26 protein-coding genes are annotated in these 24,148 nt (G+C 61.2%); 17 read left to right on the top strand and 9 right to left on the bottom strand.

Annotation, left to right across the window (positions count from 1 at the left end; all coding sequences use genetic code 11):
- Positions 1–48: 48 nt before the first annotated feature.
- From tspO to AC0IXA_RS18150, 3 genes are all read left to right on the top strand, one after another.
- The gene (gene tspO / locus AC0IXA_RS18140; protein WP_039758892.1) at positions 49–492 is read left to right on the top strand and encodes a tryptophan-rich sensory protein TspO; all 444 of its coding nucleotides are present in this window, start codon (positions 49–51) and stop codon (positions 490–492) included.
- On the top strand, positions 489–1,472 hold the full coding sequence (locus tag AC0IXA_RS18145) for an alpha/beta hydrolase fold domain-containing protein (protein ID WP_471814195.1): 984 nt from the start codon (positions 489–491) through the stop codon (positions 1,470–1,472). Before tspO ends, AC0IXA_RS18145 begins: the two co-directional genes overlap by 4 nt.
- Before the next feature lie 221 nt (positions 1,473–1,693).
- The gene (locus tag AC0IXA_RS18150) at positions 1,694–1,945 is read left to right on the top strand and encodes a DUF2790 domain-containing protein (protein WP_016774351.1); all 252 of its coding nucleotides are present in this window, start codon (positions 1,694–1,696) and stop codon (positions 1,943–1,945) included.
- 70 nt (positions 1,946–2,015) lie between these two features.
- Here the strand turns inward: AC0IXA_RS18150 and AC0IXA_RS18155 are convergent, their stop codons facing one another.
- A complete protein-coding gene (locus AC0IXA_RS18155) occupies positions 2,016–2,942 on the bottom strand; it encodes a LysR family transcriptional regulator (protein WP_281119402.1) in 927 nt (308 codons plus the stop codon).
- Positions 2,943–3,153: 211 nt separating this feature from the next.
- Between AC0IXA_RS18155 and AC0IXA_RS18160 the strand changes: the two genes are divergently transcribed.
- Genes AC0IXA_RS18160 through AC0IXA_RS18170 form a run of 3 tightly spaced genes read left to right on the top strand, consistent with a single transcriptional unit; the run spans position 3,154 to position 5,936 of the window.
- Entirely contained in the window at positions 3,154–4,590 is a 1,437-nt protein-coding gene (locus AC0IXA_RS18160; protein ID WP_471814197.1) for an NAD-dependent succinate-semialdehyde dehydrogenase, read from the top strand.
- 10 nt (positions 4,591–4,600) lie between these two features.
- A complete protein-coding gene (locus AC0IXA_RS18165) occupies positions 4,601–4,933 on the top strand; it encodes a carboxymuconolactone decarboxylase family protein (RefSeq protein ID WP_024012615.1) in 333 nt (110 codons plus the stop codon).
- Between the two features lies 1 nt (position 4,934).
- Positions 4,935–5,936, top strand: coding sequence for an NAD(P)H-quinone oxidoreductase (locus AC0IXA_RS18170; RefSeq protein WP_471814199.1), 1,002 nt, complete (start codon positions 4,935–4,937; stop codon positions 5,934–5,936).
- Positions 5,937–5,995: 59 nt separating this feature from the next.
- Here AC0IXA_RS18170 and AC0IXA_RS18175 read toward each other — a convergent pair whose 3' ends face one another.
- Entirely contained in the window at positions 5,996–6,388 is a 393-nt protein-coding gene (locus tag AC0IXA_RS18175; protein ID WP_016774346.1) for a carboxymuconolactone decarboxylase family protein, read from the bottom strand.
- Positions 6,389–6,458: 70 nt separating this feature from the next.
- Positions 6,459–6,845 (bottom strand): MerR family transcriptional regulator, encoded by a 387-nt coding sequence (locus AC0IXA_RS18180; RefSeq protein WP_016774345.1) that lies wholly within the window; start codon positions 6,843–6,845, stop codon positions 6,459–6,461.
- 209 nt (positions 6,846–7,054) lie between these two features.
- Here AC0IXA_RS18180 and AC0IXA_RS18185 point away from each other — a divergent pair, with 209 nt between their 5' ends.
- From AC0IXA_RS18185 to AC0IXA_RS18205, 5 genes are all read left to right on the top strand, one after another.
- Positions 7,055–7,387 carry a hypothetical protein gene (locus tag AC0IXA_RS18185; RefSeq protein WP_073475050.1) on the top strand — a complete coding sequence of 111 codons (333 nt, stop codon included), beginning with the start codon at positions 7,055–7,057 and terminating at the stop codon, positions 7,385–7,387.
- A gap of 186 nt (positions 7,388–7,573) precedes the next feature.
- Positions 7,574–8,398: an oxidoreductase gene (locus AC0IXA_RS18190; protein ID WP_471814201.1), complete on the top strand. Its 825-nt coding sequence runs from the start codon at positions 7,574–7,576 to the stop codon at positions 8,396–8,398.
- Positions 8,399–8,416: 18 nt separating this feature from the next.
- Positions 8,417–9,358 (top strand): AraC family transcriptional regulator, encoded by a 942-nt coding sequence (locus tag AC0IXA_RS18195; RefSeq protein ID WP_341637773.1) that lies wholly within the window; start codon positions 8,417–8,419, stop codon positions 9,356–9,358.
- A gap of 48 nt (positions 9,359–9,406) precedes the next feature.
- Positions 9,407–10,036, top strand: coding sequence for a DUF3885 domain-containing protein (locus AC0IXA_RS18200; protein ID WP_341637774.1), 630 nt, complete (start codon positions 9,407–9,409; stop codon positions 10,034–10,036).
- Positions 10,037–10,167: 131 nt separating this feature from the next.
- Positions 10,168–10,581 carry a PaaI family thioesterase gene (locus AC0IXA_RS18205; protein ID WP_130888041.1) on the top strand — a complete coding sequence of 138 codons (414 nt, stop codon included), beginning with the start codon at positions 10,168–10,170 and terminating at the stop codon, positions 10,579–10,581.
- 11 nt (positions 10,582–10,592) lie between these two features.
- On the opposite strand, the gene AC0IXA_RS18210 is transcribed toward AC0IXA_RS18205, so the two are convergent.
- Positions 10,593–11,051, bottom strand: coding sequence for a winged helix-turn-helix transcriptional regulator (locus tag AC0IXA_RS18210; RefSeq protein WP_016774338.1), 459 nt, complete (start codon positions 11,049–11,051; stop codon positions 10,593–10,595).
- A 93-nt stretch (positions 11,052–11,144) separates the two neighbouring features.
- Here AC0IXA_RS18210 and AC0IXA_RS18215 point away from each other — a divergent pair, with 93 nt between their 5' ends.
- Positions 11,145–12,086: an aromatic alcohol reductase gene (locus AC0IXA_RS18215; RefSeq protein WP_471814204.1), complete on the top strand. Its 942-nt coding sequence runs from the start codon at positions 11,145–11,147 to the stop codon at positions 12,084–12,086.
- A gap of 35 nt (positions 12,087–12,121) precedes the next feature.
- Here the strand turns inward: AC0IXA_RS18215 and AC0IXA_RS18220 are convergent, their stop codons facing one another.
- Both AC0IXA_RS18220 and AC0IXA_RS18225 read right to left on the bottom strand, forming a co-directional pair.
- Positions 12,122–13,666, bottom strand: a complete 1,545-nt coding sequence (locus AC0IXA_RS18220) for a GMC family oxidoreductase (protein WP_341637777.1) — start codon at positions 13,664–13,666, stop codon at positions 12,122–12,124.
- 26 nt (positions 13,667–13,692) lie between these two features.
- Positions 13,693–14,466: an alpha/beta fold hydrolase gene (locus AC0IXA_RS18225; RefSeq protein ID WP_341637778.1), complete on the bottom strand. Its 774-nt coding sequence runs from the start codon at positions 14,464–14,466 to the stop codon at positions 13,693–13,695.
- Between the two features lie 88 nt (positions 14,467–14,554).
- Between AC0IXA_RS18225 and AC0IXA_RS18230 the strand changes: the two genes are divergently transcribed.
- Positions 14,555–15,994 carry an HD domain-containing phosphohydrolase gene (locus tag AC0IXA_RS18230; protein ID WP_471814207.1) on the top strand — a complete coding sequence of 480 codons (1,440 nt, stop codon included), beginning with the start codon at positions 14,555–14,557 and terminating at the stop codon, positions 15,992–15,994.
- 10 nt (positions 15,995–16,004) lie between these two features.
- On the opposite strand, the gene AC0IXA_RS18235 is transcribed toward AC0IXA_RS18230, so the two are convergent.
- Positions 16,005–16,913: a LysR family transcriptional regulator gene (locus AC0IXA_RS18235; RefSeq protein WP_130903314.1), complete on the bottom strand. Its 909-nt coding sequence runs from the start codon at positions 16,911–16,913 to the stop codon at positions 16,005–16,007.
- 208 nt (positions 16,914–17,121) lie between these two features.
- Here AC0IXA_RS18235 and AC0IXA_RS18240 point away from each other — a divergent pair, with 208 nt between their 5' ends.
- Complete coding sequence (locus tag AC0IXA_RS18240; RefSeq protein WP_130927615.1) at positions 17,122–17,898, top strand: SDR family oxidoreductase; 777 nt, start codon at positions 17,122–17,124, stop codon at positions 17,896–17,898.
- Positions 17,899–17,946: 48 nt separating this feature from the next.
- Here AC0IXA_RS18240 and AC0IXA_RS18245 read toward each other — a convergent pair whose 3' ends face one another.
- Positions 17,947–18,840, bottom strand: coding sequence for a LysR family transcriptional regulator (locus tag AC0IXA_RS18245; RefSeq protein ID WP_471814210.1), 894 nt, complete (start codon positions 18,838–18,840; stop codon positions 17,947–17,949).
- 95 nt (positions 18,841–18,935) lie between these two features.
- Between AC0IXA_RS18245 and AC0IXA_RS18250 the strand changes: the two genes are divergently transcribed.
- Positions 18,936–20,102: an MFS transporter gene (locus AC0IXA_RS18250; RefSeq protein WP_016774330.1), complete on the top strand. Its 1,167-nt coding sequence runs from the start codon at positions 18,936–18,938 to the stop codon at positions 20,100–20,102.
- A gap of 12 nt (positions 20,103–20,114) precedes the next feature.
- On the opposite strand, the gene AC0IXA_RS18255 is transcribed toward AC0IXA_RS18250, so the two are convergent.
- Complete coding sequence (locus AC0IXA_RS18255) at positions 20,115–21,290, bottom strand: XylR family transcriptional regulator (RefSeq protein ID WP_252877919.1); 1,176 nt, start codon at positions 21,288–21,290, stop codon at positions 20,115–20,117.
- Positions 21,291–21,579: 289 nt separating this feature from the next.
- Here AC0IXA_RS18255 and xylA point away from each other — a divergent pair, with 289 nt between their 5' ends.
- Positions 21,580–22,896: a xylose isomerase gene (xylA, locus tag AC0IXA_RS18260; protein WP_041480538.1), complete on the top strand. Its 1,317-nt coding sequence runs from the start codon at positions 21,580–21,582 to the stop codon at positions 22,894–22,896.
- A gap of 147 nt (positions 22,897–23,043) precedes the next feature.
- Complete coding sequence (gene xylF / locus AC0IXA_RS18265) at positions 23,044–24,045, top strand: D-xylose ABC transporter substrate-binding protein (protein ID WP_016774327.1); 1,002 nt, start codon at positions 23,044–23,046, stop codon at positions 24,043–24,045.
- The last annotated feature ends 103 nt before the right edge of the window (positions 24,046–24,148 follow it).

A 24,148-nucleotide genomic window follows, 5' to 3' on the forward strand; every position in this document is an offset into this window, starting at 1 on the left:
TCCTCTTCTTAACTCTCCATAACAGCTGATCACAGCTAAGGACTGGCAATGACCTTTTTCATCTTCCTTCTGGCCTGCGCGGCGGCGGCAACCACTGGCGTGATGTTCAAACCCGGCCCGTGGTACGAATCGCTGACCAAACCCTCTTTCACCCCACCCAACTGGGCCTTTCCCGTAGCGTGGACGATCATCTACCTGCTGCTGGCCTGGGCCGGTTATCGCTTGAGCCTGATCCCCGGCAGCCAAACGGTGCTGGCCTTGTGGGCTGCGCAAATCGCCCTGAACACGCTGTGGACGCCGGTGTTCTTCGGCGCGCATCAGGTGCTGGCGGCGCTGGTGATTCTGGCAGTGCTGTGGGTGGTGGTCGCGGTGATGGTCGTGCTCGCCCTGCAACTGGACGTGGTCACCGGGCTGATTCTGTTCCCGTACCTGGCGTGGCTGTGCGTTGCGCTGGCGCTGAACTGCTCGATCCTGATGAAGAATCGCCTGTGAGCGATTTTCCATGGCCGCAAGGCGAGCGCGAGCTGGCGCAGGTGCGTGGGTTCAACAAAAAGCTCGCCTGGCTGCCGCGCTTCAAGATCCGCAATCGGCTCACTCCACGGTTGATTCAGGCGTTGCTGCGGGCGGGTCAGCTCGGCGGCGACGGCAAGCTGCGCCAGCATGGGCTGAGCGCCGAACGGAAGATCATCGACACGGTGCCCGTGCGCATCATCCGCCCCAAGGGCAAAGCCAAAGGCGTGGTGCTGGATTTCCATGGTGGCGGCTGGGTGATCGGCAATGCGCAGATGAACGACAACTTCAACATCGCCATCGTCAACACCTGCGACGTGGCGGTGGTGTCGGTTGATTATCGGCTGGCGGTGTCGACGCCAATCGAGGGCTTGCTGGAGGACTGTCTACGGGCCACTCGCGGCATCTTGAACGATGGCGAATTTGCCGGACTGCCCGTGGTCGTCGTCGGTGAATCGGCCGGCGGACATCTGGCGGCGGCCACCCTGCTCGCGCTCAAGTCTTCGCCGCAACTGCTGCAACGGATCTGCGGCGCGCTGCTGTATTACGGCGTCTACGATCTGACCGGCACACCCAGCGTGCGCACCGCACCCGCCGATACTCTGGTGCTCGACGGCCCCGGCATGGTTGACGCGTTGCGCCTGCTCACGCCGGACATCAGCGACGAACAACGACGCCAGCCACCGCTGTCGCCGCTGTACGGCGATTTCAGCGGACTGCCACCAGCGCTGCTGTTTGCCGGCGACCTCGATCCGCTGCTGGATGACACGCGGCTCATCGCCGAGCGCTGGCAACACGCGGCGCCGGTGGAGATGTACGTGCTGCCGGAGTGTCCGCATGGCTTCATCCACTTCCCCACCGCCACTGCTGACCATGTGCTGGCTTACAGCAGGCAGTGGATTTCGGCACGAGTGGCAAGCTACTCAGCGAAATCCGCCGAAATCAGCCCAGTGCTTTCGTAGCTGCCGATTGCATGGCGAGCCGTAAAAAACCGAGATAAGCAAAAGGCGCCCTCACCGGCGCCTTTTTTGTTTGCGCTGAACCCTGCGCGATCGTTCACCCCATGCCGATTGTGGTTCAAACCGTAAACAGTCTTTACCCGATCCGCGCCTGTTTCCCCCGCCAGCCGCCGCATAGAGTTCGTTCCAGCAACACACTCAACTTCAGCAAAGGAACATCCTCCATGAAAGTCTCAATGCTCGTCCTCGCACTCTTCGGCTTCAGCTCGGTGGTCATGGCTCAGGAATCGACTACCACGCCACCCGTCGAGCAATACACCTACGCCAGTCACCTCGACGTCGCCAAAATCATCTCGGAAGATCCCGTGCCGGATGTCTGCGCCGTAGTGCCGGTGCACATGACTTATCAGGATTCCCAAGGCAAGCAGCACATCCTGCAATACGAGGTCATGGGCAGCGGCTGCAGCAACGGCTGATCAGGCCAATACCTCGCACACCCATTGCGTCTCAGAGTTGGCTCGCTGAGACGCAAATGCCTTTACCGCTTCAATCGATAAGCGCCTGAGCAGTGCTCGCCAACTGCGCGCCGACCCGGGTTCTCAAGGTATCGATGAATCGCGTGATCTTCGCATCGACAAACTGGCGAGACGTGTAGACCGCGTAAACATTGCGCTCGTAGGTGTGGTAATCGGGCAGCACCCGCACCAGCCTGCCGGTACGCAAATCGTCGATCGCCGTGAAGCCTGCCAACAGACCAATCCCCGCCCCTTCGCGAATGGCCACGGCCATTGCGTCCATATCGTTCACGCTGAAACTCGGCCCGCTCGGGATGAACGTCGCATCGCCCGCCTTGCTTTTGAGCTGCCATTCATCGCGCACGTAATCCACGGTACCGAGCAGCAGGCATTGATGATCGCAAAGCTGCTCCGGCGTTTCGGGTGCGCCATGCCGCGCCAGGTATTGCGGAGAGGCCACCAGTACGCAGTGACTGACGCCGATCTTCTGGCTGACATACGCCGAATCCGGCAGCGTTCGCGCGATCAGAATGGACACGTCCAACTGATCCTCAAGCAGATTGGGCATGCGTTGGGAGAGCATCAAATCAACGGTCACTTCGGGGAACACCTGGCGATACTCCAGCACCGCGCCGGTCACCAGTTGCCGCGCCAGTCCGGGCACGCAGTGCACCCGTAACGTCCCTCGTGGTTGCAAGGCGGCATTGCTCGCCTCGGCTTCGGCGCTTTCCAGGTCAGCGAGAATCTTCACACAGCGCTCATAAAACCGCCGGCCCGCGTCGGTCACCGAGAGACGCCGGGTCGAGCGTTGCAACAGGCGGGTGTCGAGCACGTTTTCCAACGCCGAGACCGCACGCGATACGTTACCGACGGTGGAGTCGAGATGGTTGGCCACGGCAGTGAAACTGCCCATCTCGACTACCTTGATGTACACCGACATGTTTGAAAGTTTGTCCATCCTGATCGTCCTGTAGACCTGCCACTCACTGCGGATAACGTCGGATGCTACACGCTCGCTCCTGGGCTCGATATTACCTTCTGGGACAACAATGATTCCCTCGTGGCCGGCTAAATCAAACGGCACGCCTTCCATAGACTGGATTCCACGGGACGCCTGAACCGCTGCGTACAAGGCGCCGAATGAATCCTCAACCATGAAGGCGACATCCATGAACACTCCTTACGATCCGCTCTATCTCTTCATCGGTGGTCAATGGCTCACCGCCCAGGACCGCGCGACCGCCGCCGTGGTCAACCCGGCAACCGGCGAGGAAATCGGCCAGGTGCCACTGGCCACCGCCGAAGACCTGGATCACGCCCTCGAAGTGGCCCGACTGAGCTTCGACCAATGGCGCCAGACCGTGCCGGACCAGCGCGCAAAAATCCTCAAGCGCGCCGCCGACCTGATCCTCGAACGCGCCCCGCACATCGCTGCGCAAATGACGCTGGAAGAAGGCAAGCCACTGCGCGAAAGCCTCGATGAAGTGACCCGTGCGGCGGAATATTTCGAGTGGTTCGCCGAAAGCGCACGACGCATCGACGGCCGTGTCGTACCGGCCAATCGTCCGGGTGTACTGCAATTGGTAAAACGCCAGGCGATCGGCCCTGTGGCAGCGTTCACACCGTGGAATTTCCCGGCCATCACCCCGGCGCGCAAGCTCTCGGCAGCGCTGGCCGCCGGTTGCAGTGTGGTGCTCAAGCCCGGCGAGGAAAGCCCTTCCACCGCGCTGGCCCTGGCCCGGGCGCTGGACGATGCCGGTTTGCCCAAAGGCGTGCTGCAAGTGGTGTTCGGTGTGCCGGATCAAGTGTCCAGCCATTTGATTGCCTCACCGATCATTCGCAAAGTGACCTTCACCGGTTCGGTGCCGATCGGTCGGCTGCTCTCGGCCCGCGCTGCCGAAGGCGTCAAGCCGATCACCCTGGAACTGGGTGGCCACGGCCCTGTGCTGGTGTTTGCCGACGCCGACATCGAAAAGGCTGCTGTGGAAGGCGTCGCCAATCGCTTTCGCGGCACCGGCCAGGTGTGCATTTCCTCTACTCGTTTCCTGATCCAACGTGAGGCCTACGCCGAGTTTGTCGAGCACTTCGTCGCAGCCACCCAAGCGTTGAAAATCGGCGATGGCATGGATCCGCAAACCCAGGTCGGCCCTCTGGCGAACCCACGGCAACTGGCGAAGATGGAGCAACTGATCGCCGACGCCGTCGAGAAAGGCGCACGGGTGCTGGCCGGTGGCGAAGCGTTGCCGGGCGCAGGCTTCTTCTTTCAGCCCACCGTATTGGCCGATGTGCCGATGAGTGCGCGAATCATGCACGAAGAACCCTTTGGCCCCATCGCGATACTGATGCCTTTCGATGAGATGAGCGACGGCCTGCAAGAAGCCAACCGCCTGCCCTACGGCCTCTCGGCGTACGCGTTCACTTCCAATGCGCGCACCGCAATCGACGTCGCCGATGGCCTGGAAGCCGGAATGATCGGCATCAACCAGTACCGCATCGTCGCCACCGAACTGCCCTTCGGCGGCATGAAGGAAAGCGGCCACGGTTCCGAAGGCGGCATTGAAGGCATAGAGCACTATCTCACCAACAAATTCATCAGCCAGGTTTAAGGGGATTTCCATGTCGACTATCGATTTCAGCAGCCCACGCGAAGCCGCCCGCGCCTTCACCCCGAAACTGGCGCAATTCGTGGACTCAACGCTGTACCCGCAGATCTGGAGTGACCCCGCCTTGTCACCCCGCGACCGCAGCCTGATCACTGTCGCTGCGCTGATTGCCGGCGGCCACTGTGAAGAATTGCCCGCGCACCTGCGCCGCGCTGTCAGCAATGGCGTGAGCCATGAAGAGTTATCGGCGGCGATCACTCACCTGGCCTTCTACGTCGGTTTCCCGGGCGCCATCACCGCCTCGGCCATCGCCAATGCCACCCTTGCCGACACGGAGCAACGCTGAGATGAAAGCCATCAAGCTGAAAGAATTCGGTTCGGCAGAAGTGCTGCAACTCGGCGAAGCGCCCAACCCTGAAGTACGCCCGACCGACCTGCTGGTGCGTGTCTATGCGGCCGGCGTGAACCGTGCCGACCTGACTCACCGAACCGGCGGCTACGGCCATGCGAACTTCGGCGACTCGTTGATCATCGGTCTGGAGATTGCCGGGGAAGTGCTCGAGACCGGCAGCGAGGTCAGCGGATTCGCCGTCGGCGACCGGGTGATGGGCGTGGTCGGCGGCGGCGCCTACGCCGAACTGGCGCGCATCGACTACCGCATGGCCATGCCGATTCCGGCGCAGCTCGACTATGTGCACGCCGCGGCGATTCCCGAAGTGTTTGTCACCGCCCACGAAGCGATGCTGCACCTGGCCCGACTCAAGTCAGGCGACTCGGTGCTGATCCATGCCGCCGCCGGCGGCGTTGGTTCCGCTGCCGTGCAACTGGCCTACGCCACAGGCGCCACGGTGTACGCGACCACCGAGGGCGGCAAGCTGTCACGTGTCGAACACTTGGGCGCCGACGTGGCCATCGACTACAAGACCGAGGATTTCGCCGTAGTCATCGCCGACAAAACCCAAGGGCGCGGCGTCGATGTGATCATTGATTTTATCGGCGCGCCCTACTTCGCCCGCAACATCGCCTCGCTGGCCCACGGCGGCCGCCTGGTGCAGGTCGGCACTCTTGGTGGCGGCGGCAAGGTCGACGTGGAGCTGGAGCACATCCTCTACCGACATCTGCAAATCATCGGCACGGTGATGAAGTCGCGCACCCAGCCGGAGAAGCACGCGATGATCCAGCGCTTTCGCGACCACTGGCTGAAACGCTTCGCCGGCGCTGCGAGTCTGGAACCGGTGGTGGACAGCACCTTCCCGCTATCCCGCGCAGCCGATGCCCATCGGCGGATGGAGTCTTCGCAGAATGTCGGGAAGATTATTCTGACGATACAGACCGAGGATTTGCGTTAAGGCAGGTCGATCAAATCTGGCCTTGCACCGTCCTGTTGCAAGGTCAGCGGCCAGCGCACTCAAGACTTAACACTGATCCCGCGAGCAGCAAAGACTTCACGCGCAGCCGTTATACCGTTCAAGGCACTGGGAAACCCTGCGTATACGGTCATTTGCAAGATCACATCGACCACCGCCTCCGGTGTGCACCCGACGTTCAGGGCGCCGCCGATATGCACTTTCAGTTGTGGCTGGGCATTGCCCAGTGCGGTCAGTGCCGCAACGGTTGCCAGCTCACGGGTGCAGTGGTCGAGGCCGGGGCGGGCGAAGACATCGCCGTAGGCAAAACTCAGAATCCAGTCCGCTAGCTCTGGAGCAGTATCTTTCAATGAATCAACCACTGCCTGACCAGGTCCGCCAGTAATCTGCGTCAGAGCGGCTTCTCCGCGCGCTCGACGATCGGTCATCTCCACCGGCGCTGCGACACTGGTCACGCTGGCGCCAATCAATGTGGCGGACAGCAAACGATTGAATCCGGGAAGTTTACGGATCATGGTGATGCTCCTTTTGCTCGAGTTGGTGGTAGATCTGAATCTTGTTATCCAGAACCTCCAGGGACTGGCTCAACTGGCTGATCTGCGCTTGCACGTCCCGGCGATGCTGCTCGAGAAGTTCGCGGCGTTCTGCCAGGGTCGAGTCGCCAGATCGACGCAATTCGGCATACCGCAGCATTTGCTGGATCGGCATTCCGGTCGCCTTCAGCCGGAGCAGAAACTCGGCCCACAGCACATCCTTCTCGGCGTACACCCGGTGGCCATTGCCACCGCGCCCAACCGGATCGAACAGCCCGATGCGCTCGTAATAGCGGATCGTGTGAGCGCTCAAATCAAGGCGTTTGGCCAACTTTGAAATTGTCAGTTCTGGATTCATGTCATCACCGTAAAGGTTTGAGCGCGCTCTAAGTCAATGGCTATTTTCCATCGAGCAGAATCAGGCAAATCGCCGACAGTATCCGCCTAACGCCGACACCGCCCTGCCCCCTAATCTGAACCCATGCAGAACACACCACTGCAACGGGTTAACCAGAGACTGATCTGAACGACCCGGACCTCAATCGAAATTTGACCGGAGTCACCGCCATGAAAACTGTAAGCCAACTGATCGCCGTCGCCACCTTCGCCCTCAGCGCCAGCGCATTCGCCGTACCGAGCAATCAGGAAGATCGTTTCTTCACCCAGGTCAACGAACCACAGCAGACTGTTGCTGCCGATGGCTCGGAACGTACGCCGCAGGGCCAGGCTCTGGCTGAAAACGGCCGCAACCGCCTCGAGGAACAAGGCCTGGTTGAGGACGGTTATGACAAGACCCCACAAGGCCAGGCCATCGCTGCCGACGGCTCAGACCGCACCCCACTGGGTGAGGCCCTCGCCGCTGATGGATCGGACCGTACAGCGGGTCGTCGCGCAGCTTAAGCGCGTGTTGCCGAGACAGGAAAAGTCCTGCGGGTTTGAGACCTGCAGGACTTTTCCGTCTTTTGAGGCAAGACCTGGAAAACCCTATTGATAGGAACAGGCAATACTTCGATCCGATTCGGCATCGTCCGCCAGCGTTATCCGCCCTAGCATGGCCTCTCCAATTGCCTGCTGGAGTACAAATCCATGAAGACTCTTTTCATCACCGGTGTCAGCAGCGGCTTCGGCCAGGCGCTGGCCAAGGAAGCGCTCGCTCAAGGTCACAGGATTATCGGCACAGTGCGCAGTGAGTCCGCGCTGGCAGCTTTCGAAGCGCTGTCGCCCGAGCGCGCGCATGGGGTGCTGCTGGACGTTACCGAGTTCGATGCCATCGATGGGGTGGTTGCGGCTGTGGAGGATCGTCACGGCCCGGTGGACGTGCTGGTCAACAACGCCGGTTATGGCCATGAGGGGATTCTCGAAGAGTCATCGCTGGAGGAAATGCGCCGCCAGTTCGACGTCAACGTGTTCGGCGCGGTGGCGGTGACCAAGGCGTTCGTCCCGTATTTCCGCCAGCGCCGCGCGGGGCATATCCTCAATATCACTTCGATGGGCGGCCATATCACCATGCCCGGGATCGCGTACTACTGCGGCAGCAAGTTCGCTCTGGAGGGCATCTCCGACACCTTGAGCAAGGAGCTTGCGCCCTTCAATATTTTTGTCACCGCTGTGGCGCCGGGGTCATTTCGCACCGACTGGGCAGGCCGCTCGATGCAGCGCACGCCGCGTAGCATCAGTGACTACGACGCAAGCTTCGATCCGGTACGCAAGGCCCGGGAGGAGAAAAGCGGCCATCAGCTGGGCGACCCGCAGAAAGCTGCACGGGTCATGCTGACGATCATCGACAGTCCAAACCCGCCGGCTCACCTGCTATTGGGCAGTGATGCGCTGGTGCTGGTGCGTGACAAGTTGCAGCAGACGGCGGAGAGTATTGAGCAATGGGCAGCGCTTAGCCGCTCGACGGATGGCTGAGCAACGCGGAGAACCTCAATGCGGAAACCGAAAGACCCGCTCACAGCGCGCATGGTCCAGCTAATGAGCCAGCTCGCCCCGCTGGAAGGTTACAACCTGAGCCCGCTGGACGATGTGCGTTTCCTGCGTTCCAACCGACCGCTGACCCGCACGCCGGTGTTGTACGAACCGGGCATCGTCATCCTTTGTCAGGGGCGTAAACGCGGTTATCTCGGCGATGAAGTCTACGTCTACGACGCTCAGCACTATCTGGTGGTGTCGGTGCCGGTACCCTTCACCATGGAAACCGACGCCAGCGAAGCCGAGCCAATGCTCGCGGTGTACGTGCGCCTGGATTTCGCTTTGGCTGGCGAGCTGATCCAGCAAGTGGACGAGCGGTGGGATTTCCCCACAGCGCAGCCGATGGGCATGTACGCCTCGCCTCTCGACGAACCGCTGCGCCGGTCAACCCTGCGTTTTCTTGAAGTGATGAGCGACGATGCCGACGCGCAAATCCTCGGCCCGGCGATGCTGCGCGAGCTCTACTACCGTATCCTCACCGGCGAACAAGGTGGCACCCTGCGCGCCGCCATCGCCCAACAAGGCCAGTTCGGCAAAGTGACCCGCGCCATCCACAAGATCCACAGCTGTTTTCACCAACATCTCGACGTAGAAACCCTGGCCGAGGAAGCGCAGATGAGCGTGCCGAATTTTCATCTGCACTTTCGCAAGGTTACCGATTCCTCGCCGATGCAGTATCTGAAGTCGACGCGGCTGCACCAGGCGCGATTGCTGATGCTGCGTAACGACCTGACTGCGGCAAAAACTGCATTTCTGGTCGGCTACGAAAGCGCCTCGCAATTCAGCCGCGACTTCAAACGCCTCTTCGGCCGCACACCCCTGGCGGAAGTTGCGTGGATGAAACAGGCCTATGCGCTGCCGGCACCGACGACTGCTTCGCCGTTTGTGTCTTCGCACTGACTTCATCCGCGTCTTGAACAAACAGAAATCCACATTGAAGGGAAGAAAGTGAATCTGAGAGCTGAGATCGAAAAAGCATTTGGACCCCAGGCATTCGCCCGTCCGCTTTTCTATTCCTGGCCGGGAGGATTGCGTTTCGAACTCTCCGAAACGGGCGGAATGATCGAGCAATTCCTGACCGCTATGCGCAAATCCATAACCATCTGCGGCGACATTTTCCAAGGGGACGCATCGTTTGTCGCATGCCTGCGCATTCATTCCGGTCGCAATCGATTCGCCCACCGCAGCACTCTTCGCGCCCTTAAATCTGCTGGAATCGATACTCCATCAGCGCTGTGCATCTGGAGCGAAGAAATAGACAACGAGGAATGGTTAACCGAGGAAGAACCGGAATACTGGGTCAACGTCGCCTTCGAAGCGTCTGTCGCGAGCATTCAAGCATTACTCTGGTGCGCATTGGCCAAGGACTTCGGTGCTATCCAACCGCGTGCGAACTGTGCTGTCTACCTGTTCAATCTGCCCAAGCGAGTCATGATCTTGCCTTATGATGACAGAGGCATGGACGTGGTTGGAGCCAACACCGAACTACTTTTGCAGCTTTATCAACGACATCATGCCTGGTTGCTCGACCATGACCGGGCAGCGATGGAAGCCACATTCGGCAGGCTTAAACGTTAGGTGAACGCTATCGTTGGTCAGTTCCGTGTACAGCACTTATCGCAGCAAATTCCCCATCCGCATAGTGCTTGCCCCCTCCTGCGTTTCCTCGCCCAATCACACAGGTCAGCCACCTGCATCAGGATGGGATCATGAACACCACGGCCATTCCCGAAGGTTTCACTCCATTCACCCGCAGCAGTCCGTTGCTGGATCTGCTCGGCCCGATCTACGCCAGAGGCCATGGCCTGCAATTGGAGTTGGGCTTACTGACCGACTCCCGCCACGCCAACGGCCGTGGCACTTTGCATGGCGGTGTATTGGCGACACTAGCGGACGTGGGCATGGGCTACGCCATGGCCTTCTCCAGCGATCCGCCGCAGCCGTTGATCACCGCGAGCATGACCCTGGATTATCTCGGTGCGGTGCAAATCAACGAGTGGCTCGAAGTGCGTCTTGAACACTCCAAAAAGGGCCGCCAACTGGCGTTTGCTGGCGTCAGTCTGCACGTCGGTGAGCGAACGGTTGCGCGCGCCAGTGCCGTGTTCGCGGTGCCGCTGAGCTGAAGCGCGAAACCTCAGTCTGACGCTTCAGAATCATCCCGCGCTGGAACAGGAATTTGCCATGAGGGTTTCTTGCCGACCTGGCTATCGAACGTGCGTCGCGCTTGGCGGAAACCCTCGACGTTTTCCACCACCCAAGTCCAGATCGGCGACATCCGCACCAGCAAGCCCATGCCCAATGGCGTCAGCTCGTACTCGACGTGTGGCGGCACCTGGTCGAGCTCGCGCCGGGTCAGCAGGCCGTCGCGTTCCAGCGCACGCAGGGTTTTGGTCAACATGCGCTGAGTCACGCCGGTCATCTGCCGTTTGATCTCGGCGTGACGCATCGTGCCGTACACCCCCAAGGCATGCAGGATGCCCAAAGACCAGCGACTACCGGCGTGCGCAAGCACTTCGCGGCGCACGCCATCATCGTCTCGTCTGAGCGTCTGGCAGATTGCTTCTGCCTCACTGAGCGCTTGCTGATCAGTCATTTCTTCACCTGGTATCACGCGTGTGCCTTCTTCTGAGTGCTGCCCGATCGTGCCAGCATTTGCCGATCTTACATGCAGATCTCAGGAGACATCATGACCGAATCGAACCACCCTTCCCCGCAATCCATTCTTGTCCTGGGCGCAGGCGAGCTCGGCCTGCCGGTTTTGCGCAACCTTGCGCGAGTGGCAAAGCGCTCGCCCGGCAGCACGATCAGCGTCCTGCTCAGGGCCTCGACGATCGACAGTCAGGTGCAGGCAAAGAAAGCCGAAATCGATGAACTGCGCAGTCTCGGCGTGCAGATGGTGGCGGCAGATCTGGTCAACGATTCGATCGACCAACTGGCCGAAGTCTTCGCACCTTTCGATACCGTCATCGGCTGCGCCGGCATGGTCGCTGGTCGCGAGACGCCGATGAAGCTGGCGACCGCTGCGCTCAAGTCGGGCATCAAACGCTACTTTCCCTGGCAGTTTGGCGTGGACTTCGAAGTGATCGGCCGGGGCAGTCCGCAGGATCTGTTCGATGCTCAGCTCGACGTGCGCGAACTGCTGCGCGCGCAGGACAAAACCGAATGGGTGATCATCTCGACCGGCATGTTTACCAGTTTCCTCTTCGAGCCGGTGTTTGAAGTCGTTGATTTCGACAACGACACCGTTAACGCCCTGGGCAGCCTGGACACCGGCGTGACGCTGACGACCCCGGACGACATCGGCAAACTGACTGCAGAAATCGTTTTCTTCGAACCGCGTTTTCGCAACGAGATCGTGTATCTGTCGGGCGACACGCTGACCTATGAACAGGTCGCGGGCCTTCTCGAACGCGTGCTCGGACGGCCCTTCAAGCGTAACGTCTGGACAGTGCCACACCTGATGGAGGAACTGGAAAAAGACCCCACTCACCACATCAAGAAATACCGCGCGGTGTTTGCCCAAGGTCGAGGTGTGGCGTGGCCGAAAGCGGGCACGTTCAATGAGCAGCGGGCGATACAGGTCACGACGGCCGAGCAGTGGGCGCGGGAAAATCTTGCGAACGAGTGAAAGCAGATTTTGCGCAGCGGGGCGTTGTGGGCGCTTTATACTCCCGCAAGCACCAGCTCCGCTGCCCGCTCACCAATAACGACACACGGCGCCATCGTGTTGCCAACGGTAATGCGCGGCATGATCGAAGCATCTGCAACGCGCAGCCCGTCGATCCCGTATACGCGTAATTGATGGTCAACCACCGACAGCGCATCGCGGCCCATTTTTGCCGTACACGACAGGTGCCAGTAGGTCATCGCCGAGTTGCGGATGAACTGTTCCATAGCGCGGCGTTCTCTCGGCCCGGGCACCACTTCGCGCTTGATCAGCCCATTGAAGGCCTGGCTGTTGCCGAGTGCGCGGCACAGTTCGATCGTCGCATGGGCTGCGGCCATGTCCTCGGGTTCACTCAGCGAGTTCGGCTCAATGATCGGTGCATCCAGCGGCCCTGCACCTGACAACCGCAAGCGTCCGCGACTGGCAGGTCTGGCCAGCCCGGCGAACATGGTCCAGCCATGCTCCGGCGGCTCGATGGCGACCTCAGGCGGAGACGGTACCGCGAATGCCAACTGGCACTGCAACAGGTCCGGAGCTTCCAGGCGGCTGTCGCTTTTCCAATACAAGGTGGTTTCGCATCCGCTGCCAGCGACCGCCTGGGGTTGTTGGTATTCCCACGTGCAGCCGAAAGCCAGATGATCCTGCAAATTCTCGCCGACACCGGGTAAATGAACGACCGGTGCGATGCCGTGTTTTCGCAGTTCATCCGCCGGGCCGATGCCCGACTGCATGAGCACTTTCGGTGATTGCACCGCGCCCATGGACAGGATGACTTCAGCTGCGGCATGAAAGCGCCGCCGCTCGCCGGCGATCAACACTTCGACACCGACGGCCCGGGTGCCGACCAGCAACACGCGGGTCACCAACGCCCCGGTCAGCACCGTCAGGTTCGGAAAGTGCAGGCGTGGCCGGATGTAGGCGTCGTAAACCGACTCGCGCTTGCCCTGTTTGATGCGCAAGTCGGTGACAGCGATCCCACCTGCGCCTTCCATCATCTCGCCATTGGGGCTGTCGAATCGGGGGATGCCCAGATCGCCGGCCGCCTCCAGCGTTGCCAACGCAAGGGGTTGAGGTGTGGCCGGCTGCTCGACATGTACCGGCCCACCTGAACCACGCCGGGTGGCGTCCGGGCTGCCTTGCCAGTTTTCGATCCTGCGGTAGTAATCGAGTACCGATGCGTAGCCCCAGGCCGGGTCGCCAGACTCGGCAGCAAAATGCTCCCAATCGCAGCGATGGCCGCGCGACCAGACCATCACGTTGATGCTCGAACCTCCGCCGAGCCCCTTGCCCATGCTCAACGGTAGCCGTCGACCGTTCAAGCGTGGATCGGATTGCCCCTCGAATGCCCAGTCGCGCGCAGAGCCGAGGTTCAGCGGCCATTGCGCCGGTTCTGTCACCTCGGGGCCCGAATAGTCTTCGCCGGCCTCAATCAGCAGAACCCGTGCGCCTGACTCATCGGCAAGCCGCGCAGCGACCACGCAGCCCGACGTGCCGGCACCACAGACAATGAAATCGTAGTCGTGAGCGCTTCGATGGTCCATACGCCCGCTCCCCTTCGATGCCGCGATCACTGTTCAGCAACGCTGTGCACGGCCTTGAGAATCACCGCCGCGACTTGCGCCGGCTGCGACTGCTGCGGGACATGGCTGGCGTGCACCTCTTCAAGGCTCGCGCCGATACGCTTGGCGGCAGCACGCTGGACGTCGGGATGAATCATCCGGTCTTCGGTAGCGAGCAAGTACCAGGACGGCTTGGTTTTCCAGGACGAAACGGTGGTTTTATCTTCGAAAGCCGAGGCCTTGATCGGCCCTTGCGTGGCAGTCATGACGGCAGTTTGCGCGGCCGGCAGATCCTGAGCGAAGCCCTTGGCCATGCCTTCGGGGGTCAGATAGAGGAAGCCGTTACCGTCGGCCTTGATCTGACTGATGCCCGGCGGCGTGGGCGCGCCTTTGCCCTGTTCGCCACTGGTTTGCCCGGCCTCTGGCGCGAAGGCGGCGACATACACCAGCGCGCTGACTTTCTGGTCGTTCCCGGCTTCGGTGATCACCGTGCCACCCCACGAGTGACCGACCAGCACCACCTTGCCCTGCTGGTTGTTCAGCGCGCGGCGCGTGGCGGCAACGTCGTCGGCCAGCGAGGTGAGCGGGTTTTGCACAACGGTAACGGCCACGCCTTTGGCTTGCAGCAGTGGCACCACTTTGGCCCAGTCGGAACCGTCGGCGAAGGCGCCGTGTACGATCACCACCGAAGGCGTTGTATCCTGCGCGTGGCTGGCGCCAGCCATGAACGTACTGGCCAGGGCAAAGGCGACGGTTGCGAATTTCGATTTGATTGTTTTCATTGGATGAGCTCCAGTTCGGGAGTTCAGAGTGTGCTGGCCGGCCTGCGATGTGGGCATCGGTCAATTATCCGACCCCGGGGCATTTTTCATGGATAGTGGCTTGCAACTGGACATCTCACTGGACGGCGCACTGGCAACCATCGCTCAGGTCGGTGACCTCAGCATGGGGCAACCGCTCGGTCACTCCCGGCGAGTTGCCGCTTTGGCGCGGATGCTCGCGCAGGCATGCCACGGCGCCGGTGAGCATTTGCAGGTTGCAGAGCAGATTGCCTTGCTGCGCTGGTCTGGGTGCACGGCCAACGCCGAAGGCTTTGCCGACCTGCTGGGCGACGACGTCGATGGTCGCCGCGCAATGCTCGATCTGACCCTGGGCAGTGAGCAGATGAACGCGGTGCATCAGGCAACCCCGCTGGCGGTGGTGCACTGTGAAGTGTCCGGTGCAATCGCCAAAACCCTCCAGCTCGGAACCGCCGTCGAAGCGGGCCTGTGTCGGGTGTTCGAAACCTACGACGGCACTGGCCGACCGCTGGGCGTAAGCCATGAGCACATCCCGGAAGTCGCCTATCAGGTGGTCATGGCGGGTGATCTGGACATTCTCACCCGCGCCCATGGCCTGGGCGCGGCGCTGCGCTGGATCAGCGAGCAGTCGGATCGGCGCTACCCCGCATCGCTGGTGTCGTTGCTGGTGGCCAATGCCAAGGACTGGCTGGCGGATCTGGAAACGCTTTGCACAAAAGTTGAACCCGCGCCTGAGCAGCGTCATGTCTCACTGACTTTGGTCGGAGACATCATTGACTTGAAGCTGCCATGGCTGGCCGGGCATTCGCGTCAGGTCGCCCATGTCGCCATGGAAGCTGCGCGCCTGTGGGGGCTGGGTGAACCGACGCTGACAGACATTGGCAAGTCCGCGCTGATTTACGGTCTCGGCCGCGCAGCCGTTTCCAATCATCTTTGGAATAGCCCAGGGCCGCTGCCCTACGGTGCGGCAGAGCGAGTGCGCCTGGTGCCTTACTGGACGCAACAGGCGCTCCGACCGGTAGCGGAATTGGCCGCGCCCGCCGAGATAGCCACCCACGCTTATGAACGACTCGACGGCAGCGGCTATTTTCGCGGGCTGGCGGGTGATGCACTGAATGCCGAACATCGGCTGTTCGCCACCTCGGTCGCCTGGGTGGCGTTGAGGCAAGCCCGGCCCTGGCGATCAGCCCACGACGAAACCGCAGCAGCCACGCTACTCAAACAGGATGCCGGCCGTGGTCTGTTCGATAACGATGTCTGCGAAGCGGTCATTGCTGCCGCCAGTGGCGAGCGCCGCGTGCGGCAACCCAAGCCTTCGCTGCTGACAGCCCGTGAGTGCCGCATTCTCCTGGAAATCAGCCGTGGCGCCAGCAACAAACAAGTCGCGCAACTGTTGGCTATCAGTCCGAGCACGGTGCGCACGCACATGGAAAGCATCTTTCGCAAACTGCAATGCTCGACCCGGGCAGCCGCCACTCTGAAGGGGCTGACACTGGGCTTGATCGCCTGAGTCCACCCGGTCACGCCTGATCAGCCTGCCTGGCGCGAGCAAGTTCGATGAATGCCTTGGCGGCCGCAGAGGGATTGCGGCGGTTCGGGTAGTACAGGCACAACCTGTCTCGGGGCGGGGTCCAGTCCTCGAGTACCTGCACGAACTCGCCGGTGCGGATTTCGTCACGAACGTCCTGCTCCATGAAAAAGCCCAGCCCCATGCCCGCCTGCACCGCGACCTTGACCACGCTCGATTCATCCAGCGTAAGCGGACCGTTCACATCCAGACGGGTAACTTCTCCGTCCCGTTCGAAATACCAAGGGAAAATCGCCCCGTTCGGCAGTCGCACGCGGATGCATCGATGCCCGGGCAGATCGGACGGCGTGCGCGGTTTGCCGTGTTGTGCAAAATACCCCGGCGAACCGACCACTGCGTAACGTTGCGGCGGGCCGACAGGCACCACAATCACATCGTTGGGCACAAGGCCTGCCGAGCGCACGCCGAAATCGAAGCCGTCAGCCACGATATCCACCAGCCGGCCTTCGGTTACAAGGTCAATATGGACTTTCGGATGCTGCTGCAAAAACTCGATCACCAGTGGCAGCAGCGCCGAACGCGCAGCGCTGGCAAAGGCATTGATGCGCAGCGTTCCCGAGGGTCCGGCATTCTGCGATCGCACTGCATCCAGTGCCGCGCGCAAGTCCTGCAAGGCTGGCCCCACCTGTTCGAGAAACACTCTCCCCGCTTCGGTGATGGCGACGCTACGGGTCGTGCGGTTGAACAGTCGCGATTCGAGGCGCGCTTCCAGTTGCGCAATGGTGTTGCTCAGCGCGGTGGTGGAGACGTCGAGATCAATGGCGGCCTGGCGAAACGACCCCCTTCGCGCCACGGCTATGACGGCGTCCAGTTCATTGAGGGCCAAGCGATCCTGAACCATGGATTGTCCTGATTTTCGGGATAGGTCATTAAAGTTTGTCCCAGTTGAACAAACTATCTGCGGCCCAGCAAGATGACTCCAGTTAATCAATCAGGAGTCAGCCAATGAACCTTCAACATCCCGCCGTCGTGCAGACGTATGTCACGGTCATCGACGAGAAAGAAATCTACGACGCGATCCATCAATTCCGAGCGCTGGAGATCTCGCCATGCTGAATTCAGGATTGACTGGCAAGCGGGTCCTCGTCACTGGCGGCACCAAGGGAATCGGCAAAGCAGTGGTCGAGTGGTTCCTGGCCGAGGACGCAAAGGTCATCACTTCGGCTCGGCAAGTGGACGTCGAAATGCCGGGCGCACTGCTGGTTGCGGCTGATCTTTCGACCCGGGAAGGTTGTGACGTACTCATCGCAGCGGTCCAACAGCAACTGGGCGGCGTCGACATAGTGGTTCATGTCCTGGGTGGCTCGTCGGCCCCCGGTGGTGGTTTTGCAGCGCTGGACGAGGAGCAGTGGCAACGCGAGCTCAATCTGAATTTGCTGCCAGCGGTGCGCCTCGATCGCGCCCTGCTCCCGGGCATGCTCGAGCGTCGGGATGGCGTGGTGATCCATGTCACCTCCATCCAGAGTCGACTGCCACTGCCGGAATCCACCACAGCGTACGCGGCGGCCAAGGCTGCGCTGTCGACCTACAGCAAGAGCCTGTCGAAAGAGGTGTCGCCCAAAGGAGTCCGTGTGGTTCGGGTTTCCCCGGGCTGGGTCGAAACCGAAGCATCGGTGGCATTGGCCGAGCGACTCGCGCAGGAGGCAGGCACTGACTATCAGGGTGGCAAGGACATCATCATGCAAGCCTTGGGCGGTATTCCGCTCGGCCGCCCATCGACGCCAGCTGAAGTGGCTGAGCTGATCGGGTTTGTGGCGTCGCCACGAGCGGCTTCGATCACAGGAAGTGAATTTGTGATCGACGGCGGGACCATCCCGACAATCTAGCCGGCAGTTTGCGGGTCAGGGATGACTCGCTGAATCCGACCGGCACGCTTACATCCGATGCTGCTCCAGCAAAAAATCCACAAACAACCGCACCCGCGCCGGCATCGCCGCGCCGCCCACGAACACCGCATGAATCGGTTCCTCATCGCCCGGGTTAAACGCTTGGAGCAGCGGGATCAGCGCGCCGCGCTGCAAGTCTTCCCTGACGGTGAACTCGCCAATCCGCGCAATTCCGGCGCCGAGTCTGGCGAACTGGGCCAGTGCTTCGCCGCTGCTGCATTCGATGTTGCCGCTGACTTTCAGCGAGAACTCCTTGCCGTCGCGGATAAACGGCCAGTTGGCTTCGGCGCGGCGGAAGTTGAAGCGCAGGCAGTTGTGCTTGAGCAGGTCTTCCGGTTCGAGAGGTGTGCCGTGACGTTTCAGATAGTCGGACGATGCGACCACGACTTGGCCGGTGTGGCCGAGTCGGCGTGCGGTCAACGGGCTGTCGGGCAGATGGCCGAAGCGTATGGCGACGTCCGCCTGGCCGGCGAGGATGTCGACTACTTCGTCGCCGAGGCTGAGGTCGACGACGATGTTCGGGTAACGGGCGGTGAAGGCTGCGACCAGCGGCACAATGGCCAGCCGTCCATGGCCAAGGGCGGCACTGACGCGCAAGCGACCCTTGGGTACGCCTTGATCGGTAATGGCCCCTTCGACCTCGTCCATGTCGGCGAGAATTCGCCGGGCACCGCGCAGGAAGGCCTCGCCCTCGGCGGTAAACGTCAGCGCGCGGGTGGTGCGCAGCAGCAAGCGGGTGCCAAGTCGTTGTTCAGCGCGGGCGATGATCCGACTGACCGCCGAAGGCGTCAGCCCCAACGCACGCGCAGCCGCTGAGAGGCTGCCCTCCTGCGCCACGGTGACGAACACGCTCATTTCCCCTGACCTGCCGTTGAAGTCCATTCGTGCCTCTTACGCAAAGGTGATTGCCAGAATCGCCATCTACCGCCTGAAAACGATGGATCGTAGCATTGGCGGCATAGATGAGGAGACTTTCCATGCGTATCAATCCACCACTTGTTGCACTCGCTGTCGGCGCCTTTGGCATCGGCGTCACCGAGTTCGCGCCGATGGGCATGTTGCCCGGCATCGCCGCCGATCTCGGCGTTTCCATTCCTGCTGCGGGGTTGTTGGTCAGTGCCTACGCCTTGGGCGTTCTGCTCGGCGCGCCGCTGATGACTCTGACCACCGGCAAGATCCCGCGGCGCTATCTGCTGATCGGGCTGATGGCGATTTTCACCCTGGGTAACCTGATGTCGGCGCTGGCTACCGACTACTACAGCCTGATGGTCGCCAGGGTGATCACCTCGCTCAATCACGGCGCATTCTTTGGGGTTGGCTCGGTGGTTGCCGCCAGTGTGGTCGCGCCGGAAAAACGCGCCGGCGCAGTGGCGGCGATGTTCATGGGCCTGACGTTGGCGACTATCGGCGGCGTGCCGCTGGCGGCGTGGTTTGGTGAGCTGTTCGGCTGGCGCACGGCGTTCTGGGGCATTACCGGTCTCGGCGTGCTGACCATGATCGCCTTGTGGTTCGCCCTGCCCAATCTGAAAGCAGAGCAAGGCGCGGGTGCACTGGCGGAAATACGAGTATTGGGCCGCGGTCCGGTGTTGGCCGCACTGGCCCTGACCGTGGTCGGCTCGAGTGCGATGTTCACCGTGTTCACCTACATCGCGCCGATTCTCAGCAGCGAAACCCACGCCTCAGCCGCGTTCATCACCGCCATGCTGGTGTTGTTCGGAATCGGTTTGACGCTGGGCAACATGTGGGGTGGCAAGGCTGCCGACCGTTCGATCGACCGCACCCTGATCGTGTCGCTGAGCGCATTGATTGTGGTGTTGCTGGCGTTCACGGTGCTGATGCGCTGGCCGCTGCCGGCCGCCGTCGCCATTCTGATCTGGGGTATCGCCAGCTTCGCTTTGGTGCCGCCGCTGCAGATGCGCGTGATGGAAGCGGCCAAGGACGCGCCGAATCTGGCTTCGGCGGTGAACATCGGTGCGTTCAATTTCGGCAACGCGATCGGCGCGGCGCTGGGTGGCGCGGTGATCAATGCCGGGCTGGGTTATCCAGCGATTTCCTTGGCCGGCGCGGCCATGGCTGGTCTGGGCCTGCTGATGGTGCTGACGTTCGCCTGGCGCTCCAGAGCCAGTGCCGCTGCGCTGGCGTAAGTCTTCGCAGCGCTACGCCCCGCCCTGCTGATATTCGCGGGGCGTGCAGCCGAACTCGCGACGAAACACCGTGTGCAGATATTGCGCAGACTTGAAGCCGCAGGCCTGGGCAATGTCGGCAATCGCCGCATCGGTGTTCTTCAAACCGCTGGTAGCCGCCGCCAGTTTGAAACGCAGAATCTCGTCATGCACGCTGCAACCGCGCTCGGCGCGGAAATGCGCTTCCAGCGATGAGCGCGACACCCCGACATAGCCCGCCACCTGCGCGGTCTTGATGCCCTGACAGGCATATTGGCGGATGAACAGCAGCGCTTGCATGACGTAGGGATTGCCCAGTGGTTGATGCAAGCTCGACACCTGCACGTTGACCGCGTCCGGCGGAATCAGAATCTGCGTGCCGGTGGACGGCATGCCGTGGAGCATCTGGTGCAGCAATTGCGCAGCGGTGCGGCCCATGGTTTCGGTGCCCTGAATCACTGAACTCAGCGGTACGCGAGTCAGGCTGCGGGTCAGCGGGTCGTTATCGATGCCGATCAGCGCGACCTGCTCCGGCACGGCGATGCCGGCAGTCAGGCAGGCTTGCAGCAACTGGCGGGCGCGGGCGTCGCTGACGGCGATGATGCCGATCGGTTTCGGCAGGCTGTGCAGCCAGGCGATCAGTTGTTCGACGGCGCTGTCCCACAGCGGTGCGCTGGTGCCCATGCCGCGATAGATTTCCGCGTGCAGGCCGTCGCGCTGCATCAGTTTGCGAAAGGCTTTTTCCCGCTCCTGCGCCCAGCGATTGGCCTGCGCTTCCGGCAGGCTGAAACAGGCAAAGCGCTGCAACCCCGCCTCGACCAGATGCGAGTAAGCCAGCGTGATCAATGCGTTGTTGTCAGTGGCAACGTAGGGAATCGCTTTTGGATAAGCGCGTGCATCCTCGTAGGAACCGCCCACCGCCACCACCGGCAAATGAATGTCGGCCAGCGCCTCGCCAATCAGCGGATCATCGAAGTCGGCAATGATCCCGTCGCCCTGCCAGCGCTCGATGCCTTTCAAGCGGCAGAGAAAGTCCTCTTCCAGAAACAGGTCCCAGGAAGCGCGGGTGCTGCTCAGGTAGTTGCCGATGCCGCTGATGATTCCACGGTCGTAGATCTTGCTGCCGTTGAACAACAGGGCGATGCGGTGCACGGGCGGTAGGCTTTTCATTCAGTATCCGGATTTTGCGTCAAGCCATTCGCGAGCAGGCTCGCTCCCACACGGTTTTGTGAACGACACAAGTTCAATGTGGGAGCGAGCCTGCTCGCGAAAGCGGCCTCAAATTGTTTTTGTACTGTTCCAGGCCGCCATGTCGCGGCGACGATGGACACAGACTAGGCCTGCGAGCGCTGAAGCTCAATACGCAAAATCGCACTCGCAGTTGAGGCTTTTCATAATCAGCGGGCACGGGGCCGTTGCTAGTATCGAGACACCGCCAAGAACAACAAGGACAAGGTCCATGCAGTATTTTCCCAATATCGAGCCGGTTCGCTACGAAGGCCCGAACAGTGATTCGCCCCTCGCTTTCCGCCACTACGACGCCGACAAACTGATCCTCGGCAAACCCATGCGTGAACACCTGCGCATGGCCGCCTGCTACTGGCACACTTTCGTCTGGCCGGGCTCCGATGTGTTCGGTGCCGGCACCTTCAAACGCCCGTGGCAACGCAGTGGCGAACCGATGGAACTGGCTATCGGCAAGGCTCAAGCCGCGTTCGAGTTCTTCAGCAAACTGGGCATCGATTACTACTGCTTTCACGACACGGACGTCGCCCCGGAAGGCAACTCGCTGAAGGAGTACCGCGAACACTTCGCGCAAATGGTCGACCGCCTTGAGCAACATCAGGAACAGAGCGGTATCAAGTTGCTCTGGGGCACCGCCAACTGCTTCAGCAATCCGCGTTTCGCCGCCGGCGCTGCGAGCAATCCCGATCCGGAAGTGTTCGCCTGCGCCGCCGCGCAAGTGTTCAGCGCGATGAACGCCACCCATCGGCTCAAGGGTTCCAACTACGTGCTGTGGGGCGGTCGTGAAGGCTACGAAACCCTGCTCAACACCGATCTGAAACGCGAGCGCGAACAACTCGGGCGCTTCATGCGCATGGTGGTCGAGCACAAGCACAAGATCGGTTTCACCGGCGACCTGCTGATCGAACCCAAGCCGCAGGAGCCGACCAAGCACCAGTACGATTACGACAGCGCCACGGTGTTCGGCTTCCTCCAGCAGTACGGCCTGGAGAAGGAAATCAAGGTCAACATCGAAGCCAACCACGCGACCTTGGCCGGCCACAGCTTTCATCACGAAATTGCCACTGCCGCCTCGCTGGGGATTTTCGGCAGCATCGACGCCAACCGTGGCGATCCGCAGAACGGCTGGGACACCGACCAGTTCCCCAACAGCGTCGAAGAAATGACCCTGGCGACCTATGAAATCCTCAAGGCCGGCGGTTTCAAGAATGGCGGCTTCAATTTCGACTCCAAGGTGCGCCGGCAGAGCCTCGACGAGATCGACCTGTTCCACGGCCACGTTGGCGCCATGGACGTTCTTGCCTTGTCGCTGGAACGCGCCGCCGCGATGGTCGAGAACGATCAATTGCAAACCCTCAAGGACCAACGCTACGCCGGCTGGCGTCAGCCGTTCGGGCAAGCGGTGATGGCGGGCGACTTCAATCTCGAGTCACTGGCCGAGCACGCGTTCACCAACGAGCTGAACCCACAAGCCGTCAGCGGCCGCCAGGAAATGCTCGAAAACATCGTCAACCGTTACCTGTATCGCTGATCGCCAAGCGAGGCTGCCGACGCAACGGCGCTGTGACAATTGCACGACAATTCTGTGCCTGCTGCGTCGGCAGATTCTCTACAGTTCTACCAGCCCGATTCATCGTCAGGCCGTGTCTTTCCAACAAAAATAAAAGGACGCACCACCATGAAGAACTTGAAACGTACGCTGTTAGCCAGTGCCCTGGCGTTGTTGGCCCTGCCGGTAATGGCCGACGCTACCCACCCGAAAATCGGTTTCTCCATTGACGATTTGCGTCTGGAACGCTGGTCGCGCGACCGCGATTACTTCGTCGCGGCGGCGGAAAAAATGGACGCCAAAGTCTTCGTGCAATCGGCGGACGCCAACGAGCAGAAGCAGATTTCGCAGATCGAAAACCTCATCTCTCGCGGCGTCGATGTGATCGTCATCGTGCCGTTCAACGCGACAGTGCTGACCAACGCCGTGGCCGAGGCGAAGAAAGCCGGGATCAAAGTGGTGTCTTACGACCGGCTGATTCTCAACGCCGATGTCGACGCCTATATCTCCTTCGATAACGAAAAGGTCGGCGAGATGCAGGCCGGCGGCGTGCTGAAAGCGGCGCCCAAGGGCAATTACTTCTTGCTGGGTGGCGCGCCCACCGACAACAACGCCAAGATCCTCCGTGAAGGCCAGATGAAGGTGCTGCAACCGGCCATTGACAAGGGCGATATCAAGATCGTCGGCCAGCAGTGGGTCAAGGAATGGAACCCGACCGAAGCGCTGAGCATCGTTGAAAACGCCCTGACCCGTAACAACAACAAAATCGACGGCATCGTCGCCTCCAACGACGCTACCGCTGGCGGCGCCATCCAGGCATTGGCCGCGCAGCAACTGGCCGGCAAGGTGCCGATTTCCGGTCAGGACGCCGACCTCGCAGCGGTCAAACGCGTGATCGCCGGCACGCAAACCATGACCGTTTACAAACCGCTGAAACTCATCGCCTCCGAAGCAGCCAAGCTCTCGGTGCAACTGGCGCGCAACGAAAAACCGGCCTACACCTCGCAGTACGACAACGGCAGCAAAAAGGTCGACACCATCCTGCTCACACCAACGCCGTTGACCAAGGACAACATCGACTTGCTCGAACAGGATGGCTTCTACACCAAGGCGCAGATTGCCGGGCAGTGATCCGGTCGTAAATCTTGATCAGACCTGTGGGAGCGAGCCTGCTCGCGAAAGCGGAGTGTCAGTCAGTAAAGCTCTGGCTGAAAAGGCCCCTTCGCGAGCAGGC

Source organism: Pseudomonas sp. AC083 (genome assembly GCF_979253165.1).

Bases quoted from the DNA above. Each gene is read 5' to 3' on its own strand.
- tspO (WP_039758892.1), top strand. From the start codon at position 49: ATGACCTTTTTCATCTTCCTTCTGGCCTGCGCGGCGGCGGCAACCACT.
- AC0IXA_RS18150 (WP_016774351.1), top strand. From the start codon at position 1,694: ATGAAAGTCTCAATGCTCGTCCTCGCACTCTTCGGCTTCAGCTCGGTG.
- AC0IXA_RS18155 (WP_281119402.1), bottom strand. From the start codon at position 2,942: ATGGACAAACTTTCAAACATGTCGGTGTACATCAAGGTAGTCGAGATG.
- AC0IXA_RS18160 (WP_471814197.1), top strand. From the start codon at position 3,154: ATGAACACTCCTTACGATCCGCTCTATCTCTTCATCGGTGGTCAATGG.
- AC0IXA_RS18165 (WP_024012615.1), top strand. From the start codon at position 4,601: ATGTCGACTATCGATTTCAGCAGCCCACGCGAAGCCGCCCGCGCCTTC.
- AC0IXA_RS18170 (WP_471814199.1), top strand. From the start codon at position 4,935: ATGAAAGCCATCAAGCTGAAAGAATTCGGTTCGGCAGAAGTGCTGCAA.
- AC0IXA_RS18180 (WP_016774345.1), bottom strand. From the start codon at position 6,845: ATGAATCCAGAACTGACAATTTCAAAGTTGGCCAAACGCCTTGATTTG.
- AC0IXA_RS18185 (WP_073475050.1), top strand. From the start codon at position 7,055: ATGAAAACTGTAAGCCAACTGATCGCCGTCGCCACCTTCGCCCTCAGC.
- AC0IXA_RS18190 (WP_471814201.1), top strand. From the start codon at position 7,574: ATGAAGACTCTTTTCATCACCGGTGTCAGCAGCGGCTTCGGCCAGGCG.
- AC0IXA_RS18195 (WP_341637773.1), top strand. From the start codon at position 8,417: ATGCGGAAACCGAAAGACCCGCTCACAGCGCGCATGGTCCAGCTAATG.
- AC0IXA_RS18205 (WP_130888041.1), top strand. From the start codon at position 10,168: ATGAACACCACGGCCATTCCCGAAGGTTTCACTCCATTCACCCGCAGC.
- AC0IXA_RS18210 (WP_016774338.1), bottom strand. From the start codon at position 11,051: ATGACTGATCAGCAAGCGCTCAGTGAGGCAGAAGCAATCTGCCAGACG.
- AC0IXA_RS18215 (WP_471814204.1), top strand. From the start codon at position 11,145: ATGACCGAATCGAACCACCCTTCCCCGCAATCCATTCTTGTCCTGGGC.
- AC0IXA_RS18220 (WP_341637777.1), bottom strand. From the start codon at position 13,666: ATGGACCATCGAAGCGCTCACGACTACGATTTCATTGTCTGTGGTGCC.
- AC0IXA_RS18225 (WP_341637778.1), bottom strand. From the start codon at position 14,466: ATGAAAACAATCAAATCGAAATTCGCAACCGTCGCCTTTGCCCTGGCC.
- AC0IXA_RS18230 (WP_471814207.1), top strand. From the start codon at position 14,555: ATGGATAGTGGCTTGCAACTGGACATCTCACTGGACGGCGCACTGGCA.
- AC0IXA_RS18235 (WP_130903314.1), bottom strand. From the start codon at position 16,913: ATGGTTCAGGATCGCTTGGCCCTCAATGAACTGGACGCCGTCATAGCC.
- AC0IXA_RS18240 (WP_130927615.1), top strand. From the start codon at position 17,122: ATGCTGAATTCAGGATTGACTGGCAAGCGGGTCCTCGTCACTGGCGGC.
- AC0IXA_RS18245 (WP_471814210.1), bottom strand. From the start codon at position 18,840: ATGGACTTCAACGGCAGGTCAGGGGAAATGAGCGTGTTCGTCACCGTG.
- AC0IXA_RS18250 (WP_016774330.1), top strand. From the start codon at position 18,936: ATGCGTATCAATCCACCACTTGTTGCACTCGCTGTCGGCGCCTTTGGC.
- AC0IXA_RS18255 (WP_252877919.1), bottom strand. From the start codon at position 21,290: ATGAAAAGCCTACCGCCCGTGCACCGCATCGCCCTGTTGTTCAACGGC.
- xylA (WP_041480538.1), top strand. From the start codon at position 21,580: ATGCAGTATTTTCCCAATATCGAGCCGGTTCGCTACGAAGGCCCGAAC.
- xylF (WP_016774327.1), top strand. From the start codon at position 23,044: ATGAAGAACTTGAAACGTACGCTGTTAGCCAGTGCCCTGGCGTTGTTG.